Source organism: Streptomyces sp. NPDC028910 (genome assembly GCF_055564955.1).
In genome coordinates this window covers 1-17,655 of record NZ_JBVHVF010000003.1, presented here as the reverse complement: position 1 = coordinate 17,655, position 17,655 = coordinate 1, and the positions used below count along the sequence as shown (strand labels likewise).

The window sequence follows — 17,655 nt, the reverse complement described above, 5'->3', positions numbered from 1 at the left end:
GTCAGGACGAGCCGAGGCCGCGAAGGACGCGGGCGGCGATCTCGCGGCCGATCGGGAGCGAAGCGGTCGCGGCGGGCGAGGGGGCGTTGAGCACGTGGACCGTGCGCGGGGCGTCGCGGATCAGGAAGTCGTCCACGAGGGTGCCGTCCCGCAGCACGGCCTGCGCGCGGACCCCGGCAGCGGCGGGGCGCAGGTCCGCCGGGGTGACCGCCGGCAGCAGGCGCCGTACCGCCCGGGTGAAGGCCTGCTTCGACAGCGAGCGGTGGATCTCGCCCGTCCCGTACCGCCAGTGCCGTGCGGCCATCCGCCAGGCTCCCGGCCAGGCGAGCTCGTCCGCGAGGTCCCGGGGGCGCACCGTCGACCAGGCGTAGCCCTCGCGGGCCAGCGCGGGCACGGCATTGGGGCCGACGTGGACGCCGCCGCCGATCCCCCGGGTCAGGTGCACCCCGAGGAAGGGGAACGCCGGGTCGGGCACCGGGTACACCAGCCCCCGGACCAGTTCCGGACGGGCCAGGTCGTAGTACTCGCCCCGGAAGGGGATGATCCGCATGCCCGGGTCGTCTCCGGCCAGGCGGGCGATCCGGTCGCACTGGAGGCCCGCGCAGTTGACCAGCATCCGCGCCCTGACCACCAGGCCGGACGTGGTGCGGACCGCCACCGCCGACGCGCGGCGGGAGATCAGGTCCACCGCGCCGCCGTAGACGATCTCCGCGCCCGAGGACTCCGCCAGCTGGGCGCTCACCCGGCCGTAGTCCACGATCCCGGTGCTGCCGACGTGGATCGCGGCCAGCCCGCGCACCTGCGGCTCGTACTCCGCGATCTGCGCCGGGCCCAGCTCGCGCACCGGGATGCCGTTCTCCCGGCCGCGCTGGACCAGGGCGTGCAGCCGCGGCAGCTCCTCGCGCTCCGTGGCGACGATCAGCTTGCCCGTCACCTCGTGCGCGATGCCGTGCTCCGCGCAGAACTTGACCATCTCGGCGGCGCCGCGCACCGCGAAGCGCGCCTTCAGCGATCCGGGGCGGTAGTAGATCCCGCTGTGGATCACCCCGCTGTTGCGGCCCGTCTGGTGCCGGGCCGGACCGGCCTCCTTCTCCAGGACGACCACCCGGGTCCCCGGAGCCAGACGCGACAAGGCGTGCGCCGTCGACAGGCCGACGATCCCGCCGCCGATCACCAGCACATCGCAGTCCACGCCGCCGCCCACGCTGACACCTCCCACCCCTGCATACTGCACCCCGTCACCGACAACGCGGCTACGCGGCCCCCGGAAGACAGGCCTTACGCCGGCGTCACCAACAGCGGCCGGGCCCGCTCGCGCAGCTCCGCGACGCGCGGTTCGTCCCCGTACGGTTCCAGGCGGTGCAGCAGGTCCCGTACGTATTCGGTCGTCCGCGCCGAGGAGATCCGGCCCGCCACCTCCACCGCCCGGGTGCCCGCCGCGCACGCCGCGTCGAGGTTGCCCGACTCCAGCTCGGCGACCGCGCTCACCACCAGCCGCAGCCCGTGCGACCGTACGTACTCCTCGGTGGGCCGGGACAGCGCCTGCTCGGTGAAGCGCCGTACCTGCCGGGGGAGTTTGAGGTCCCGGTAGCATTCCGCCGCGTCCGCCGCGAAACGGTCGTACGAGTAGAAACCGAGCCAGGTCGGATCCGGGTCGCCTTCCCGGGCCCGTTCCAGCCAGCCCTCCGCCGCCCGCAGCGCCGCTCCGGCGGCCACCGAATCGCCCGCCTTCGCGTGCGCCCGCGCCTCGACCAGCCGGAAGAAGCTCATCGTGCGGGCGGTGGCCAGGCCGCGGTTGCGTTCGACGGCGGCCTGCGCGAGGTCCACGCCCTCGTCCGGGAAGTCCCGGTAGGTCGCCTGCAGGGACATCGAGGCCAGCACGTAGCCGCCGAGCGGTACGTCCGCGGCCGCGCGGGCGAGGCGCAACGCCTGGATGTAGTAGCGCTGGGCCGCCTCCTGCTGACCGGTGTCGAAGGCCATCCACCCGGCCAGCCGGGTCAGTTCGGCGGTTGCGCCGAACAGGGCGCGGCCCACCTCGTCGGTGTACGAGCCGAGCAGCAGCGGCGCCGCGTCCACCCGCAGGCACTCGGGGACCATCGACGAACGCCAGTCCCCGCCGCCGTACTTGGAGTCCCAGCGGCGCGCGTCCTCGGCGGCCTCGCGCAGCTTCGTCACGTCGCTGTGTCCTACGCGCTGCCCGTGGTCGCGCGGCGTTTCGGCGCCGGGCTGGGCGGGCACAACCGTGGACGGCGGGCCTGTCATGGGTCCCGTCGCCGGTCCGGTCGTACGGCCTTCCGGGGAGGGCCGGGGACCTGGTGCCGGTGCCTCGTGCGCCGGCGCCGAGGCCGGCGTCCCGTGCGCCAGAACGTCGTGAGCCGAGGGGGTCGCAGGTACGGGGCTCTGGCCCGCGGGGTGCTGGCCCGCGGGGTGCTGGACAGCCGGGTCGTGGCCCACCGGGTGATGGGCCGTCGGCTTGGGGGCCGTGCCCGCCGGTTCGCGTGCCACCGAGCCGTCAGCGGGAGATATCAGCCAGCGCGAGGCGGGCGTCGCGTAGGCGGCCACCGAGAACGAGCCCGCGAGCGACTGCCAGATCCCGCCACCGCCTCGCCGGCCGGCGAGGTCGAGCCGGTAGAGGTCGGTGGCCGAGCGCACCGCCGCGCCGACATCGCGCGGGAAGGCCAGGCCGACCTCGGGCGCGGGGTCCGCGTCCGCCAGCCCGATCTCGTGCAGCGGCACCGGCCGCCCCAGCTTCGCGCCGATGGCGGCGGCGATCAGGTGCGGGGCGGCGCCCTGCGGCACCATCCCCTTCGACACCCACCGGGCCACCGACGTCTTGTCGTACCGAAGCGTCAGGCCGCGCTGCGCGCCGAGGTCGTTGACCCGCCGGGCCAGCCCGGCGTTGCTGATGCCCGCGAGGGCGAGGACGGCGCCGAGCTTCTCATTGGGCTCGCGGAGCTCCCTGGACATGCGCCACCCCTCGTCACACGCGGAACGCATACGCCGCCGGGGCATAGGCGCCCGGCATTTCGTAAACCCAGCGTAGTTCCCCGCCTCCCAAGCGTTAAGGCCCTTACTTCCGTATGGCGGGATTGTTGTCCGTTTGCACAGTCCGCTCCGGGCCCGGAGCCGGGGCGCACGTGTCAGCGCGTGCTCCGTCCGTGTGGCCGTGCGCCCGCCCGTGCGCTCTGGCCGGTGCCCGGACCCGGCGATTCGATGTGCGGTGCGTGGGTCGGCCCGCTGCGCGGATCGGGCGGGTCGGGGGATGCCGCTACCTCAATCCCCGCGGGTGGCGGAACGGTCCGGGGGGCGCATTCCGCCTCCCGTACCGCGCCCCCGCGCCGGGCACCGACGGCACAGGAGGGCCCTTCCGGCGGCCGAAGAATGGCTGAAAGCGACCTATGGGGCGGTGGGAACGGAACGCCAAATACCGCGTTGCCGGGGCGTGTTCGTTTGCATGTGCGCCCCCTTTAACCCCTCCCGCACGCCTGTCCCGTGGCAGCATGGACCCGAGCCACCCGGGGTCCCGCCGACCGCGCCCTCAGCGCCGTTCGTGCTGCCCGTGCCCCGGTCATGTGCCCACAGGCTGGGGAGGCGGCGGTGCGCTGGTTGGTGGGTTGGAGCAGTATCGCCGCGAGCTTCGGCACGGCCGGCCGGGTCTCCGGCCCGGGCTCCGGCCCGGGCTCCGGCCAGCGCGGATACGACCCCGGCGGTGCCCCCCTGCGCGGCGGCATCGCGGACGCCGCCCATCCCGGCGACCCCGGCGCGGACGCCGAACGCACCGTCCACCCCGTCGGCGCACAGCTGCTGTGGGGAGACCCCGACCCCCTCTGGGCCGTCGGCGACTGGCGCCCGGACGAGATCCGCACCCTCACCGCCGACCCCGCCGACCCGTTCACCCGGCTCGCTGTCCTCGGCTGCTGCGGCGCGACCGACGCCGAGCTGCGCCGTGCGCTCTACGCCGCCCGCGGCGGTGCGCTGCGCCACCTCACGCAGTGGTCCGGCAGCTACACCGCCGTCGTCCAGACCGGCCGCCGGATCACCGTCGTCGGCGACCTCGCGGGCGCCCGGCCCGTCTTCTACACGCCCTGGGCGAGCGGCACCGCGTACGCCACCGCCGCCCTCCCGCTCGCCGACCTCATCGAGGCGCAGCTCGACATCGGCCATCTCGCCGCCCTGCTGGCCTGCCCCGACAGTCCGGAGGCACTGGGCGACGGCACACCGTACGCCGGGGTCCGGCGCATCCCGCCCGGGCACGCGCTCATCCTGCGCGAGGGCTCCCGCGAGATCACCGGCTACGAGCAGGTCGCCTCCCTCGCGGTGGCCGCCCCCGAGGCCGATCCGGAGCGCGCGGTGGAGGGCGTACGGGAAGCGTTGGTGGATGCCGTGCGCGCCCGGCTCACGGCGCCCCGGCATGCTCCCGACGCCGTACCGCCGTACGATCCCGGCCCCGTACCGGGCATGGGCCCCGCCGACCGGCGCGCGGCCCGCGGCGCCCCGGCCCCCGGGGTGGGCGCGGACCTCTCCGGCGGCAGCGCCTCCGCGACGCTGGCGCTGCTGGCGGCCGGCCTGCCCGGGGCCCCGGGCACCCTGGCGAGCCCCGCCGGGGCGCGGCTGCTGGCGGTCACCTTCAACGACCTGGCCACCCCGCAGGGGCGCGAGGCCGAGATGGAACGGGCCAGGGCCATCGCGGCCGACCCGCGGCTGCACCACGTCGTGGTGGCCGCCGCCGAGGAGGCCCTCCCGTACGCCGAACTCGACGGCCCGCTGACCGACGAGCCCGGCCCCTCGCTGGTCTTCGCCGCCCGCGAGCGGCGCCGGCTGGCCGCGGGCTCGGCCGACCACTTCACCGGCCACGGCGCCCGCCAGGTCCTCGACGCCCACCCGGCCCGCATGGCCGACCTCCTGATGGACCGCCGCCGGCGCCACCTGCTGCGCCCGGTGGCGGCGCTGGCCCGCTCGGCCTCCGCCTCCGGCGCCTCCGGGGAGTCCCTGCTGGTGCCGCTCACCGTGTACGCGGCGGCCCGAAGACTTGCCCGTACGACGTACCGCGCGGGCATGGAAGCCGCCGCGGCCAGGCTCCGCGAGGGCGGGGTCACCGAGCGCGCCTCCGGTCCGGTGGACGCTTCCCTCGCCGCCCTGACCTGGTCCCGGCCGGGCCCGGCGGCGGGCTGGCTGACGGGCGAGGCGCTGGCGGAAGTATCGATCCGTCTGACGGCCGCGGCCGGCCGGCCCCCGCTGTCGCTGCGCCCGGGGGAGGCCCGCGCCCGCGCGCTGCTGGCCCGGCACGCCGCCGACCACCGGGTCTTCGAACAGGCCGTGGAGGTCCGCAGCCAGCGCCTGCACGCCCCGTTCCTGGACAACCAGGTCGTACGGGCCGCCCGCGCGCTGCCCGAGTCCCTGCGCGTCCAGCCCGGGGCCCGGGCCGCGATCCTGCACAGCGTGCTGGCTTCGGCCGGGGTGCGCGAGCTGCCGCCGGGCTGGGGCGCCACGGCCCACACGCCGAACGAGACGGCGACGCGGCTGGGGCTGCGGGCCGCCCTGGGCGAGCTGCTGGACCTCTTCGACTCCCCGCTGCTCGCGGACGCCGGCCTGATCGAGGCCCGGGTCGTACGGCAGGCCCTGCTCGACGCAGCGGACGGGCGCCCGGTCGCGCTGGACGGGCTGGCCGAACTCGTCTCCATGGAGCTGTGGTTGCGCCGGCTGCTGGCGCGCCGCGGCACGTGCTGGACGGGCACCTCCACGGCCCGGCGCCGCGCGGTGCCGGAGGGAGTCCCGGTGCACCGCCCGGCGCTGTCCTGAGGTCCTGACGTCCTCAGGTCCTGACGTCCTCAGGTCCTGACGTCCTGAGGTCCTGACGTCCTGGGTCCTGACGTCCTGGGGTCCTGACGTCCTGACGTCCTCGCTCAGGCGCCGAGCACCAGGGCGGTCGCGATCGCCGGGCCGAAGGCGCCGCCCAGCAGGTAGCAGAGGGAGAACAGGCCGATGGCCGTGGGGCGCTGGGCATCGGGCGCGCTCGACGCGGCGTACGTCGACAGCACGGCGTTGGCCCCGGTCGCGGCGAACACCGCGCCCATGGTGGCGGCCAGCAGCAGCGGGCCCCGGCTCGCGCACGCCGCGAGCACCGCGCCCAGCGCGCCGATCCCGACCAGGACCGTACGTACGGCCGCCCGGCCCATGCGCGCCGAGGCCGCCGCCAGCAGCCAGGACAGCGCGGATCCGGTGAGCAGGGCCACGAGCTGACCGGCCCCGGCGGCGCCGACGTCCCAGCCGGCCCGGTCGGAGAGCAGCCGGGGCACGGCGAACAGCAGGGTGAAGTACGAGGCCGACAGCGCCAGGGCCAGCAGCGCGGAGCCGAGGAAGAGGGGCCTGCGGACCAGCGCGGCCGGGACGAAGCCGTCGGGGCGCCGCCGTACGTGGAGCGCGAGCAGCGCGGCGGCGACGGCCGCCGAGCCGAGGGCGGCGGCCGGTGCGTGGGGCAGCAGGACCAGGGCCGTGGCGAGCGCCGTCAGCAGCCCCGCGCCGCGTGCGTCGAACCTGCCCCGCGGCGCGGCCGCCGGAGCCGTCGCGTACCTGCTGACCGCGGGCAGCGCGAGGAGCGCGACCACGGGCACCGCGAGCGAGAGCCGCCACGACACGGCCTGCGAGAGCTGTGCGCCGAGGAGCGGACCGGACGCGCCGAGCATGCCGAAGCCCGCGCTGATGACGCCCATGCGGCGGGCCGATCCGGCCAGGCTCATCGCGGCCGCCACCAGACCGGCGCTGCCGGCGGCCTGGGCGGCGCGCCCGAGGAGGGTGAGCGGCAACCACGGGGACGCGGCGAGGAGCAGCGTGCCGCCCAGGACGAGGACGCCGCTCAGCCGGAGCACCGCCCGCAGACCGCGGCGCCGCAGCAACCCGGCCAGGAGGGGCGTACCGACGGCCATGGCCCAGGCGAAGGCGACGACGAGCCAGGCGGCGGTCGAGGCGGCCACCCCGAGGGAGCGCGCCATGTCCGGAAGGATCAGGACGGGCGCGTTGGCTCCGGCGGCCATGGGGGTGGCGAGCAGGGCCAGCCAGAACACGGGAACGAGGCCGGGGCGGGGGCGGGGGGCCGGGCCGGCGTCCGGGCGGCTGCCGGCACCGGCCGCGGTGGTGGTGGCGGCTGTCGTGGTGGTCATCAGGGCGCCCGCTCCGATCCATCTCAAGATTCACAATCTCAACGTTGAGATAAAATCAGGACGGCCTCTCAACGTCAAGTGTCTCAACGTTGAGATATCCTCGCTCTGGACGGAAAGAGATGAGGACGACATGAGCGACGCGGTGGACGCGATCGTCGGCCAGTGGGCAGAGGAGCGCCCCGACCTGGCGGCCGGCCTGTGGCCCGTCGAAGTGCTGGCCCGGATCCAGCGGATGAACCGGCTCCTCGACAAGCACCTCAAGGCCTTCGCGGCCGAGCACGACCTGGAGTTGGGCGAGCTCGACATCCTCTTCACCCTCCGCCGGTCCGGCCCCCCGTACGCGCTCACCGCCGGCGCCCTCATCCCGGCCGCCATGGTGACCTCCGGCGCCATCACCAACCGCATCGACCGCATGGAGGCCAAGGGCCTGGTCGAGCGGGTGCGGGACGGCCAGGACCGCCGCACGGTCCGGATCCGGCTGACCGAACAGAGCCTCACGCTCACCGAGTCGCTGATCGCGGACCACCTGCGCCACTACGCGGACCTGCTCGCCCCGCTGGACCCGGCCACCTGCGCCACGGTCGCCCAGGCCCTGCGCACCCTCCTGGAGGCAGGCGGAGACACCTCGATCGCCTAGTGCTGTGACCGGTCCGGGCGGTCTTCGCGGGTCAGCCCGGATTGTCTGGTGCATGGGGTCTCCCCAGGCGCGTGCACGAGATCGCCCATCGCACGAACAACAACTCCTGGCGCGGGCCGACGAGGAGGCCGACCGGTACGGCGGGATGTACGACGTCAGCACCTTCGCCCGGCTCCTCTCGGCCCTGCTCGCCCTCCAGCGCGGCGACGCCGCCGCGGCCCGCGGCGAATGCGAGCGCGCCCGCGCCCGGGCCGAACGGATCACGGCGGCGAGGACGGCGTCGACGACGAGCGCTTCCCGGCCGAAATGGCCGAGGCGGCCGCCCTGATGCTGCCCGACGCCGACCGGCCCGCCGCGGCCGTACGGGCCCTCGCGGCGGCCACCGCCTGGCGCGCGGGCCGTCCGCGCTCGGTCCCCGGGAGCCGCGCCGTGGACGGCCTCCCGGACCGGACCCGCACCCTGCTGGGACCGGCCCGCTACGCCCGGGAGGAGCCCGTCAGCACCGCCGTCACCCCAGCCGAATTCGCCGCGGCCGAACTCACCGCCGCGCTCACCGGCAGCTGATCACGGCGTCGGCCCAGCTCGCCAGCGTCGGCAGGCTGCCCCGCCCCGCCTTCTCCACCACCAGCCGCAGCCGCTCGCGCCCGGCGAGGGAGACCTCCACGGCCGCCGCGGGATCCTCGTACCCGAGGGCGGCGGACTGCCACAGCCGCTGCTCGTCGGCGTACACCGAGAACCGCACCGAGCCGTCCGTGAACCTCGACAGGCCGTCCACCCCGGCCCGCGCCGAGAAGGCGCTGCACTGCCGGTTCAGCGCGATCTCCACCGAGGAACGCGAGTTCACGGTGATCCCGTGCGCGAACCTCCGGTCGCCCACCTGCAGCCCCCAGCGCTGCCACACCCAACTGCTGCGCCAGGTCTGCACCTCCGGACCGCTGTGGTCGCCGTAGACCGAGTGACCGAGCCGGACCAGCTGGAACCCCTGCGGCGGCTTCGGCGTAGGCGGCGGACTCGGCTTCGCCGAAGGCCTGGTCGGGGACGGCAGGGGCGCGGGCTTCGCCCGGCTCGGCGAGGGCGAGGGCGATGCCGTGGGCGGCGCGGGAGCGCGGGAGGCCGGAGCCGAGGGCGTCGGTCCCCGCCGCGGCGGTACGGAGACTGGTGCGACCGGCTCCTCCCCAGGCGGGCTCGGCTCCGCCGAGGGCGAGGCGGGAGCATCCGGCACCACCGGCGCCGCCACCCCGGGCGCCGGCTTCGCCCGGGCCTGCGGCTCGGCATCGTCCCCGGTCAGCGCGAACACCACCCCGGCGGCCGCGGCCACCGCGATCCCGGCGGCGATGGCGGCCTTGGCCGGCAGCCCGAGCCCCTCGGAAGCCAAGGCGCCCCCGGCGGTCCCGGCCCCCGACCCGGCGGCCGCACCCCCACCCGCGGCCCCGGCGGTCCCGGCCCCCGCGGCCGACCCACCGGCGGCAGCCGCCGCGGCCCCCGCCCCGCCCGCGGCGACGGCCCCACCGGCCACCACCCCGGCGGCCTTGGCGGCGTACCCGGCGGCGAACCACCCGATGACCGCGACCGGAAGCAGCGCCGGAATGCCCGCGTTGACATCCTTGAGCTCCCCGGCGGCCAGCCGGCACTTCGCGCACTCCTCCAGGTGCTTGCGCAGCCCCCGCTCCGCCCGCATCCGCAGCCCGCCCCGCGCATAGGCGCCCAGCCGGTCCGAGTACCGCGCGCAGTCGCCGCCCGCACTCAGCGCCGCACTCACATGGGCCTGCAGATAGGCCTGCTTGAGCCCTTCCCGGGCGCGACTGGCCAGCACCGCAGTGGCGTTGGCACTCAGCCCGAACAGCGGCGCGATCGCGCTCGGGGACGCCTCCTCGACGGTGGTGTGCCACAGCACGGCCTGCCACCGCTCGGGCAGGCTCCGGAAGGCCTGCATGGCCAGCGACTGCTCGGCCTCGTGCATCGCCCGTACGTCCGCGCCCAGTTCGAGCGTGTCGTCCCCGGCCAGCCCCGCCAGCCCGGCTCCGCTCTCCGCGCCCGTGGCCGCCTGCTCCGCGAAGACGGCGAAGTCCTCGACGAGGTGCTCCCGCTTGGCGGTCTGCGCCCAGGTCGCGGCGACCCTGCGTACGGTGGTCAGCAGGTAGGCCCGCACCGACTGGTCCGGCCCGGCCCCGCCCCGTACCGCCTGCAGGGTCCGCGCGAACACCTCGGCGGTCAGGTCGTCAGCGGTGTGCCCGTCCCGGCAGCAGGTCCGCGCGTAGCGCCGTACGGCATCGGCATGACGACGGAACAGCTCTTCGTACGCTCCGTCGTCACCGCCCCTCATCCGGGCGATCAAGTCCCCGTCGGAGGGCGGCAGCTCGCTCCCGGTGCCCCCGGGTCCGGAAGAGCCCGAGGAGCGTGCGTGCCGCCCGCCCGGCTCGCGTTGGGCCGGCACCTGTCGGGCGGGCAGGCTGCCCGCCCCCACCTCGCTGCCGGCGCCACCGAGTGGCTCTTCCCGCCCGTCAACGCCCATCGTGGAAGCCCCCGCACGACACACTCAACCGGTACACCGATCAAGCGTGTCACACGGCGGACGCGCGTCGAGCCCCTTTCGCCACCATCCACTCATCCGGGCACAATGCGGCGAATCCCCTTACCGATCCCCGCCCGCCGGCCGAGGTCACACCGTCCGGGAACGCAGCCCCTCGAGCAGGATGTCGAGCAGCCGGGTCGACGCCGCCGCCTGCTGCGCCGGGTCGGGCAGCGCGGGCGCCGCCGTCGCTATCACCAGCAGCACATCGGCCACCGTGACATCGGCACGCAGCTCACCGGCCTCCCGCGCGCGGTGCACCAGCCGGCCCACGACCTCCAGCAGCGCACCCGCACCCGCGTCGTCCGAGGGCTCGTCCTCGGCCGCGCTCCGTGCGCCCACGACCCGCAGTTCGGGAGTCCCGGCGGCCACGACGGCCTGGCGCTGGTGCGGAACCCGCGCCTCCTCCGCGTCCCCGGCCCCGTCCTCGCCGTCCTCGCCGGCCGCGCCGACCCGCAGCACCTGCGGCGGCAGCAGCCGCCCGGCGCCCGAAGCCACGGAGGTGCGCAGGAAGCGCGACAGCGCCTGCCACGGCTCCTCCTCCTGCCCCAGTGCGGTCCTGGCCTGCTCGGTCAGCCGCGCCGTCTCCTCCTCGGCTATCCGCCGGACCAGGACGTCCTTGCTCGGGAAGCGCCGGTACACGGTGCCGACACCGACCCGGGCGCGCCGCGCCACATCCTCCATCGGAGCTCCGTAGCCCAGCTCGCCGAAGACCTCTCGGGCCGCTCGCAGGACGTGCTCCAGGTTGCGCTGGGCATCGACGCGCAGCGGCGTGGACCGGCCTACGCCGTGCGTGGTGCCGCCCGCGATACCGCGACCGTTGCTCTCGACCGAGAGTGCGGTCACAGAACCATGGAAATCGGAAATGTTCATATGTTTCCCCCGGTAATCATTTGTCTCCCCCCGGAGACACTCCCCGCCTTCATGTCGAGGGGGCCACGGTCTCGGGCCCGGTCCTACTCCTCGACGAGATACGAACATAGTTGAGCCAGAGTCAATTCAGAAGAGGCAGCCCCGGACGGACCACCGCCCGATCGGAGCATTCACCCCCACTTTTCCGTTCCATGCTCTCGGAACCAAGCATTCCGCACCCTCTGACCTGCGGACTTCCGCTGCCGCCAGAGGTCCTCTTCCACCCCGCCCCAGCACCCCCTCCGGTCACACAATTTGTCGTGCCTGTGGACAAACTCCCGGCCACGTTGCGTCATGGGATGGTGAAGGCTGCTAACTCCCGGGGCACGGCCCCCGGTACCCCGCCCCGCACGCGCATCCTGATCGTCGGCGGCGGCTACGTCGGCATGTATACGGCGCTCCGGCTCCAGCGAAAGCTGAGAGCCGGCGAGGCCGAGGTCACGGTGATCGCCGCCGAGCCCTACATGACGTACCAGCCCTTCCTCCCCGAGGCGGCCGCCGGCGCGATCTCACCCCGGCACGTCGTGGTCCCGCTGCGCCGTGTCCTCGGCAAGTGCCGCATCGTCATCGGCGAGGCCCAGCGCATCGACCACTCCAAACGGACCGTGACCGTCGCCACCCTCGCCACCGACGACGAGGGCACCGGCCCCGTCGAGATGGAGTACGACGAACTCGTCCTCGCGCCGGGCTCCATCTCCCGCACCCTCCCCATTCCGGGACTCGCCGACTACGGAATCGGATTCAAGACCGTCGAAGAGGCCATCGGCCTGCGCAACCACGTCATCGAACAGATGGACATCGCCTCCTCCACGCGCGATCCCGCCCTCCGCGACGCCGCCCTCACCTTCGTCTTCGTCGGCGGCGGCTTCGCCGGCGTCGAAGCCCTCGGCGAGCTGGAGGACATGGCCCGCTACGCGGCGCGGTACTACCACAACATCAAGCCCGAGGACATGAAATGGGTCCTCGTCGAGGCCAGCGACCGGATCCTCCCCGAAGTCGGCCCCGACATGGGCGTCTACACGGTCCGCGAACTGCGCAGCCGCAACATCGACGTCCGCCTGGAGACCCGGCTCGAATCCTGCGAGAACCGCGTCGCCGTCCTCAGCGACGGCGCCCGCTTCCCCACCCGCACCGTCGTATGGACCGCCGGTGTCAAGCCGCACCCGATCCTGGCCGCATCCGACCTGCCCAAGAACGAACGCGGCCGCCTGGCCTGCACCTCCTTCCTCACCGTCGAGGGAGTCGAGCACGCCTGGGCAGCGGGCGACGCCGCCGCCGTCCCCGACATCACCGCGGGCGAGAAGGGCCGCGAATGCGCCCCCAACGCCCAGCACGCCGTCCGCCAGGCCAAGGCCCTCGCCGACAACCTCCTCGCCGCCCTGCGCGACGAGGTCCTGACCGAGTACGCCCACAAGTACGCCGGCTCCGTCGCCTCCCTCGGCCTCCACAAGGGCGTCGCGCACGTCTACGGCCGCAAGCTCAAGGGCTACCCCGCCTGGTTCATGCACCGCGCCTACCACCTCAGCCGCGTCCCCAGCTTCAACCGCAAGATGCGAGTCCTCGCCGAATGGACCCTCTCCGGCCTCTTCAAGCGCGAGATCGTCTCCCTGGGCTCCCTCGAACACCCCAGGGCAGAATTCGAACTGGCCGCAGGAGCCGGCCCCAAGAATGCTCCCCCTCCCCCCGCCCCCAACCCCCCGAAGAACAGCCAGGGCTGACGTTGTCAGTGCGGTCGGCCACACTGGACGTGTGACCATAGGTGGGCTCACACCTGCACAGAGTGACATCGTCCAGTCAGCGACCGCCCACGAGCGACACAGCGACCACTCGCGACACCACGAGGCTTGAACGCAGTGAACTTCACGCGCTGGAGCGCCCGGTTTCCCGGAACGCAGCGCCGCGCCGCCGCCCGGACCGAACATGCCGCCGCCCAGGCCAAGCGGGGTGAAGGCGCGGTCCCGGCAGCACGCGGCGGCCGCGCCGACCCCGGAACCGAGCGGTCCACGCCCGGCGCCGACGGCCACCCCGCCGACCCCACGGTCTCCGGCACCGGCAGCGGCACCGGCAGCGGCGCCGGCCGTGGCGCCGGCCGTGGCACCGGCACCGGCACGACCCCAGGCGGGCGGACCGGCGTCCTCGCCGCCGTGCCCTCCCTCGACGAGCTCTCCGTACGCGAGGTCCTCGGCCGGCTCCCGGCCCTGGTCGCCCTCGTCCACGGCCCCGAGCACCGCGTCGCCTACGTCAACGACGCCTACACCGCCGGCTTCGGCGCCCGCACCCCCGGCGCCCCCGCCCACGAGGCCCTCCCCGAACTGGGCGAGCTCGGCCTGCTCCCGCTCCTCGACCAGGTCCAGCGCAGCGGCAAGTCCCGTACCGCCAAGAACCGCACCGCACCGGGCGGCAGCAGCTCGTACACCGTCACCTGCACCCCGGTGGAGTTCCCCAAGACCGACACCGGGAGCGACCCCGACCCCCACCACACCGGGGTCCTGATCCACCTCGCCGACGTCACCGACCACGCCGAGGCCGTCGAGCGGCTGCGCGCCAGCGAGCGCCGCCAGCGCGAGGCCGCCGTCACCCTGCAGCGCTCCCTGCTCCCACAGGAGCTGGAGCAGCCCGACGACCTGCGCGTCGCCGCCACCTACCAGCCCGGCGGCACCGAGGCCGCCGTCGGCGGCGACTGGTACGACGTCATCACCCTCGGCGCCGGCCGCACCGCCCTCGTCATCGGCGACGTCATGGGCCGCGGGGTCCGCGCCGCCGCCGTCATGGGCCAGTTGCGCACGGCCGTCCGCGCCTACGCCCGCCTCGACCTGCCCCCGCACGAGGTCCTCCAGCTCCTCGACGGCCTCGCCGCCGAGATCGACGCCAGCCAGATCGCCACCTGTGTGTACGCCGTCCACGACCCCAACGAGGGCCTGCTCGCGTACGCCTCAGCCGGTCATCTCCCGATCCTGGTCCGCGACGAGGACGGCACCGTACGCAGAGCCGCCGACCCCACCGGCCCGCCGCTCGGCACCGGCGGCTGGCTGCACACCTCGGGCACCATCGCCCTGGGCCCCGGCTCCACCGCCGTTCTCTACACCGACGGCCTGGTCGAACGCCGGGGCGAGGACATCGACGAGGGCGTCGCCGCCCTGGAACGCGCCCTCTCCGGCGCCCAGGGCACCCCGGCCGTCATCTGCGACCGCCTGATGCGCGCCCTCGGCGTGGACGCCGATCACGACGACGACGTCGCCGTGATGGTCCTCCAGCAGCCCGCCCGCACCGGCGCGGACGCCGAGCTCTTCCACAACGCCGCCCTGGAACTCCTCGGCGGCGTCGAAGCGGCCCCCCGCGCCCGCGCCTTCGCCCAGGGCGTCCTCGCCTCCTGGCGCTTCCCGGTCGAGCTGTGCGACCTCGGAGTCCTGGCCGCGAGCGAGCTCGTCGCGAACTCCCTCCAGCACGGCACGCCGCCCATGCGCCTGAGGCTGCGCCGCACCGACCGCCGACTGATCATCGAGGTCACCGACGGGGACGACCACCTCCCGCGCCGCCGCCGTGCCGAACCGGCCGACGAGACCGGCCGCGGCATCTCGATCATCGCCACCATCGCGTCCTCCTGGGGCTCCCGCCGCACCCCGGGCGGTGGCAAGGCCGTCTGGTGCGAATTCGCCCTGCCGGACAAGTAGCCGGACACGCGGAAGGCCCCGATCCACAAGGACCGGGGCCTTCCGCGCATCCGAAAGTCCCTACGGACGCACACGCACCTACGCACCTACGCGCATACGCACCTACGCGTGCACGGGCTCCTCGGCGCCCGCCCTGACCACGACGGCCGGACCGCCCTGCGCCACGACCCGGCTCGCCAGCCACGGGTTGTCCTGCACCGCGCTCAGCCGCCCGCCGAGCCGCAGCGCCAGGCCGGCGATCCCGAGCGACACGAGCACGAAGACCCCGATGTAGAGCATCGGAACGCCCGCACCGAGCGGCACCCCGAGCGGCCCCAGCGCCAGCGCCATCTGCTTGACCAGCGCGAAAGCCGAGTTGTACTGGCCCACCGAACCCTCGGGCGCGAGGTCGGCCACCAGCGGCGCCAGGGTCGGCGACAGCATGGCCTCGCCGATGCCGAAGAGCGCGTACGTGGTGATGAACGCGGCGGCGGCCATCACGGCGCTGCCGTGCCCCAGACCCGAAAACCCGGCGATGACCCACGCCACGGTCCAGATCAGCCCGACGAGCGCGATCACACGGGACCGGCGGCGCCTCTCGACCAGCTTGAGCACGACGAACTGCGCGACGACGATCGCACCGGTGTTGGCGGCGAGCGCGAAACCGAGCGTGGACGGGGAGATCCCGGCGGCCTCGGTACCGAAGGCGGCCAGACCCGACTCGAACTGCCCGTAGCAGGCGAAGAACACCACGAAGCCCAGCACACACAGCTGCACCATGGCCTTGTGCCGGAGCAGCCGCTTCCAGCCGCTGCCGCCCGCCTGGGACGGGTCCTTCGGCACGGCGTCCTTGATGCTCGGCACGTGCGGCATCCGCACGGTCGCGACGACCCCCGCCAGCACCAGGAACATCACGGCCTCGATGCCGAACAGCAGCGTGAAGCTGCCAGGCCGGCTCTCGTCGACGATCTGGCCACCGAACAGGCCGCCGATGCCGAGGCCCAGGTTCTGCATGAAGAACTGAAGGGCGAAGGCACGGGTCCGGGTGGACGGCGTGGAGCACCACACGATCATGGTGGCCAGCGCCGGCTGCATCACGGCCTGCCCGGCACCGAGAGCCAGTGCGGACAGCAGGATGGGCACGAGGCCGGTGGAGAGCCCGAGCGAGAGCGCGCCGACCGAAGCGGCGACGGCCGCACCCATCACCACGGGGACCGGACCGCGCCGGTCGATGGCCCGACCGGTGAAGGGCAGCGCGACGAGAGCGCCCAGGGCGAACGCCACGAACGCGCTCGTGGCGGCCATGGAGCCCAGATCTCGCACCTGCGCCACATAGATGTAGAGGAACGGAACCGTGAAGCCGATGCCGAACGCGGTCAACGCGTTCCCGGCCTGGATCCGCCGCATCGCAGCGCCCATCACCTTGGTCACTTCTCACCTGCCTTGAGAGCCGAAGACTGAAGACTTCAGAACTTCATACCTAAACTTCGATGCTTAACTCTACACACCGAAGGAGTTAGACGCCAACGGGTTCGTGCGATACTTCGACCCATGGGTGACACCCCCGACGGCACTACGCCCGTCCACGAGCCGAGCCTCGATGAGCAGATCGCCGTCTACCAGCGCGAGTTCCAGGACCTCGACCCCCAGGTCGAGAAGGTCGTATCGGCACTGAGCCGCCTGAACCGCCGCATGAACGTCGCGTACGGACGCCAGACCGCGGCCCTGGGCATCAGCAACGCGGAGTGGGAGGTCCTCAAGGCCCTCGTCATCTCCGGCGCCCCCTACCGGATGGGCCCGAGCGAGCTGGCGAAGCAGCTGGGCCTCACGCCGGCGGCGATGACCCACCGGATCGACCGCATGACCGCGGAGGGACTGGTCACCCGCGAACGGGACGAGTCCAACCGGGTCCGCGTGATCGTGGAGCTCACCGACGAGGGCCGCAGCAAGTGGCTGGACGCGATGCGTGCGGCCACGGTGTTCGAGGAGGACCTGCTCCAGGACCTCTCCACTGCGGAACGCGGGGTGCTGGGCGACATGCTCACCCGGCTGCTGGACCGCGTGGAGGACCTCCAGTCCCCCAGCTGACCACGGAGGTTGACACAACCTCCGTGGATCCGTAAGGTTCTTCGAGTTGTCCCAGAGCCGGAAGGTTGTGGCGACAACGAATCCCGCCGCCTCGTTGCGGCACCCAACTCAGCACGATCTCCCACTGGGAACGAATTCGGCATGCCCGAATTCATTTCCGAAGGCCGATTATGAATCGCCGGGCAAATCCACTAGAGTTCGGGAGTCGGAAGGGCCCAACAGCCCGGAAGGCAAAACCCGCTGACTGGGAGTCAGGCCCGAAAGAGTCTGATAGAGTCGGAAACGCAAGAACAGAACGAAAGCCCGGAGGAAAACCCGCGAGGGTGAGTACAAAGGAAGCGTCCGTTCCTTGAGAACTCAACAGCGTGCCAAAAATCAACGCCAGAAGTTGATACCCCGTCCACTCCGGTGGATGAGGTTCCTTTGAAAAAGACCTGTAGGGCTCCGGTTTCGGGGTGCTTGCAGGCAAGAACACAGCGAGGACGTTGTGGCGCGTCGGTCTTATTCCGACCTGACGTGCCCGCTCTAAGTGTGTGTGCACCCGATTACGGGTAAACATTCATGGAGAGTTTGATCCTGGCTCAGGACGAACGCTGGCGGCGTGCTTAACACATGCAAGTCGAACGATGAAGCCCTTCGGGG

General features: G+C 73.5%; 13 protein-coding genes and 1 rRNA gene. 8 read left to right on the top strand and 6 right to left on the bottom strand.

The window, feature by feature from the left end; all coding sequences use genetic code 11:
* Nucleotide 1 precedes the first annotated feature (1 nt).
* Nucleotides 2-1,234 (bottom strand): L-2-hydroxyglutarate oxidase, encoded by a 1,233-nt coding sequence (gene lhgO, locus ACZ4TV_RS04850; protein ID WP_468130761.1) that lies wholly within the window; start codon nt 1,232-1,234, stop codon nt 2-4.
* A gap of 44 nt (nt 1,235-1,278) precedes the next feature.
* On the bottom strand, nt 1,279-2,967 hold the full coding sequence (locus ACZ4TV_RS04845) for a sporulation protein (RefSeq protein WP_468130759.1): 1,689 nt from the start codon (nt 2,965-2,967) through the stop codon (nt 1,279-1,281).
* 630 nt (nt 2,968-3,597) lie between these two features.
* Between ACZ4TV_RS04845 and ACZ4TV_RS04840 the strand changes: the two genes are divergently transcribed.
* Nucleotides 3,598-5,799 carry an asparagine synthase-related protein gene (locus tag ACZ4TV_RS04840; RefSeq protein ID WP_468130757.1) on the top strand — a complete coding sequence of 734 codons (2,202 nt, stop codon included), beginning with the start codon at nt 3,598-3,600 and terminating at the stop codon, nt 5,797-5,799.
* A gap of 104 nt (nt 5,800-5,903) precedes the next feature.
* Here ACZ4TV_RS04840 and ACZ4TV_RS04835 read toward each other — a convergent pair whose 3' ends face one another.
* Complete coding sequence (locus tag ACZ4TV_RS04835; RefSeq protein ID WP_468130755.1) at nt 5,904-7,157, bottom strand: MFS transporter; 1,254 nt, start codon at nt 7,155-7,157, stop codon at nt 5,904-5,906.
* A 130-nt stretch (nt 7,158-7,287) separates the two neighbouring features.
* Between ACZ4TV_RS04835 and ACZ4TV_RS04830 the strand changes: the two genes are divergently transcribed.
* Genes ACZ4TV_RS04830 through ACZ4TV_RS04820 form a run of 3 tightly spaced genes read left to right on the top strand, consistent with a single transcriptional unit; the run spans nt 7,288 to nt 8,358 of the window.
* Nucleotides 7,288-7,794, top strand: a complete 507-nt coding sequence (locus ACZ4TV_RS04830; protein WP_468130753.1) for a MarR family winged helix-turn-helix transcriptional regulator — start codon at nt 7,288-7,290, stop codon at nt 7,792-7,794.
* A 52-nt stretch (nt 7,795-7,846) separates the two neighbouring features.
* Entirely contained in the window at nt 7,847-8,122 is a 276-nt protein-coding gene (locus ACZ4TV_RS04825) for a hypothetical protein (protein ID WP_468130751.1), read from the top strand.
* The gene (locus ACZ4TV_RS04820; RefSeq protein ID WP_468130749.1) at nt 8,101-8,358 is read left to right on the top strand and encodes a hypothetical protein; all 258 of its coding nucleotides are present in this window, start codon (nt 8,101-8,103) and stop codon (nt 8,356-8,358) included. The genes ACZ4TV_RS04825 and ACZ4TV_RS04820 overlap by 22 nt, the downstream gene beginning before the upstream one ends.
* Here the strand turns inward: ACZ4TV_RS04820 and ACZ4TV_RS04815 are convergent.
* Both ACZ4TV_RS04815 and ACZ4TV_RS04810 read right to left on the bottom strand, forming a co-directional pair.
* Nucleotides 8,345-10,306: a sigma-70 family RNA polymerase sigma factor gene (locus ACZ4TV_RS04815; protein WP_468130747.1), complete on the bottom strand. Its 1,962-nt coding sequence runs from the start codon at nt 10,304-10,306 to the stop codon at nt 8,345-8,347. The genes ACZ4TV_RS04820 and ACZ4TV_RS04815 overlap by 14 nt on opposite strands.
* Nucleotides 10,307-10,453: 147 nt before the next feature.
* Nucleotides 10,454-11,236: a TetR/AcrR family transcriptional regulator gene (locus ACZ4TV_RS04810; protein WP_468130745.1), complete on the bottom strand. Its 783-nt coding sequence runs from the start codon at nt 11,234-11,236 to the stop codon at nt 10,454-10,456.
* A gap of 338 nt (nt 11,237-11,574) precedes the next feature.
* On the opposite strand from ACZ4TV_RS04810, the gene ACZ4TV_RS04805 reads away from it, so the two are divergent.
* Together ACZ4TV_RS04805 and ACZ4TV_RS04800 are read left to right on the top strand one after the other, a co-directional pair.
* A complete protein-coding gene (locus ACZ4TV_RS04805; RefSeq protein ID WP_468130743.1) occupies nt 11,575-12,993 on the top strand; it encodes an NAD(P)/FAD-dependent oxidoreductase in 1,419 nt (472 codons plus the stop codon).
* A 135-nt stretch (nt 12,994-13,128) separates the two neighbouring features.
* The gene (locus ACZ4TV_RS04800) at nt 13,129-14,946 is read left to right on the top strand and encodes an ATP-binding SpoIIE family protein phosphatase (RefSeq protein ID WP_468131442.1); all 1,818 of its coding nucleotides are present in this window, start codon (nt 13,129-13,131) and stop codon (nt 14,944-14,946) included.
* Nucleotides 14,947-15,048: 102 nt separating this feature from the next.
* Here ACZ4TV_RS04800 and ACZ4TV_RS04795 read toward each other — a convergent pair whose 3' ends face one another.
* Nucleotides 15,049-16,356: an MFS transporter gene (locus tag ACZ4TV_RS04795; protein WP_468130741.1), complete on the bottom strand. Its 1,308-nt coding sequence runs from the start codon at nt 16,354-16,356 to the stop codon at nt 15,049-15,051.
* Nucleotides 16,357-16,476: 120 nt separating this feature from the next.
* Here ACZ4TV_RS04795 and ACZ4TV_RS04790 point away from each other — a divergent pair, with 120 nt between their 5' ends.
* Both ACZ4TV_RS04790 and ACZ4TV_RS04785 read left to right on the top strand, forming a co-directional pair.
* Nucleotides 16,477-17,013 (top strand): MarR family winged helix-turn-helix transcriptional regulator, encoded by a 537-nt coding sequence (locus ACZ4TV_RS04790; protein WP_069921218.1) that lies wholly within the window; start codon nt 16,477-16,479, stop codon nt 17,011-17,013.
* A gap of 558 nt (nt 17,014-17,571) precedes the next feature.
* Nucleotides 17,572-17,655 (top strand): 16S ribosomal RNA (locus ACZ4TV_RS04785); the annotation flags it as partial.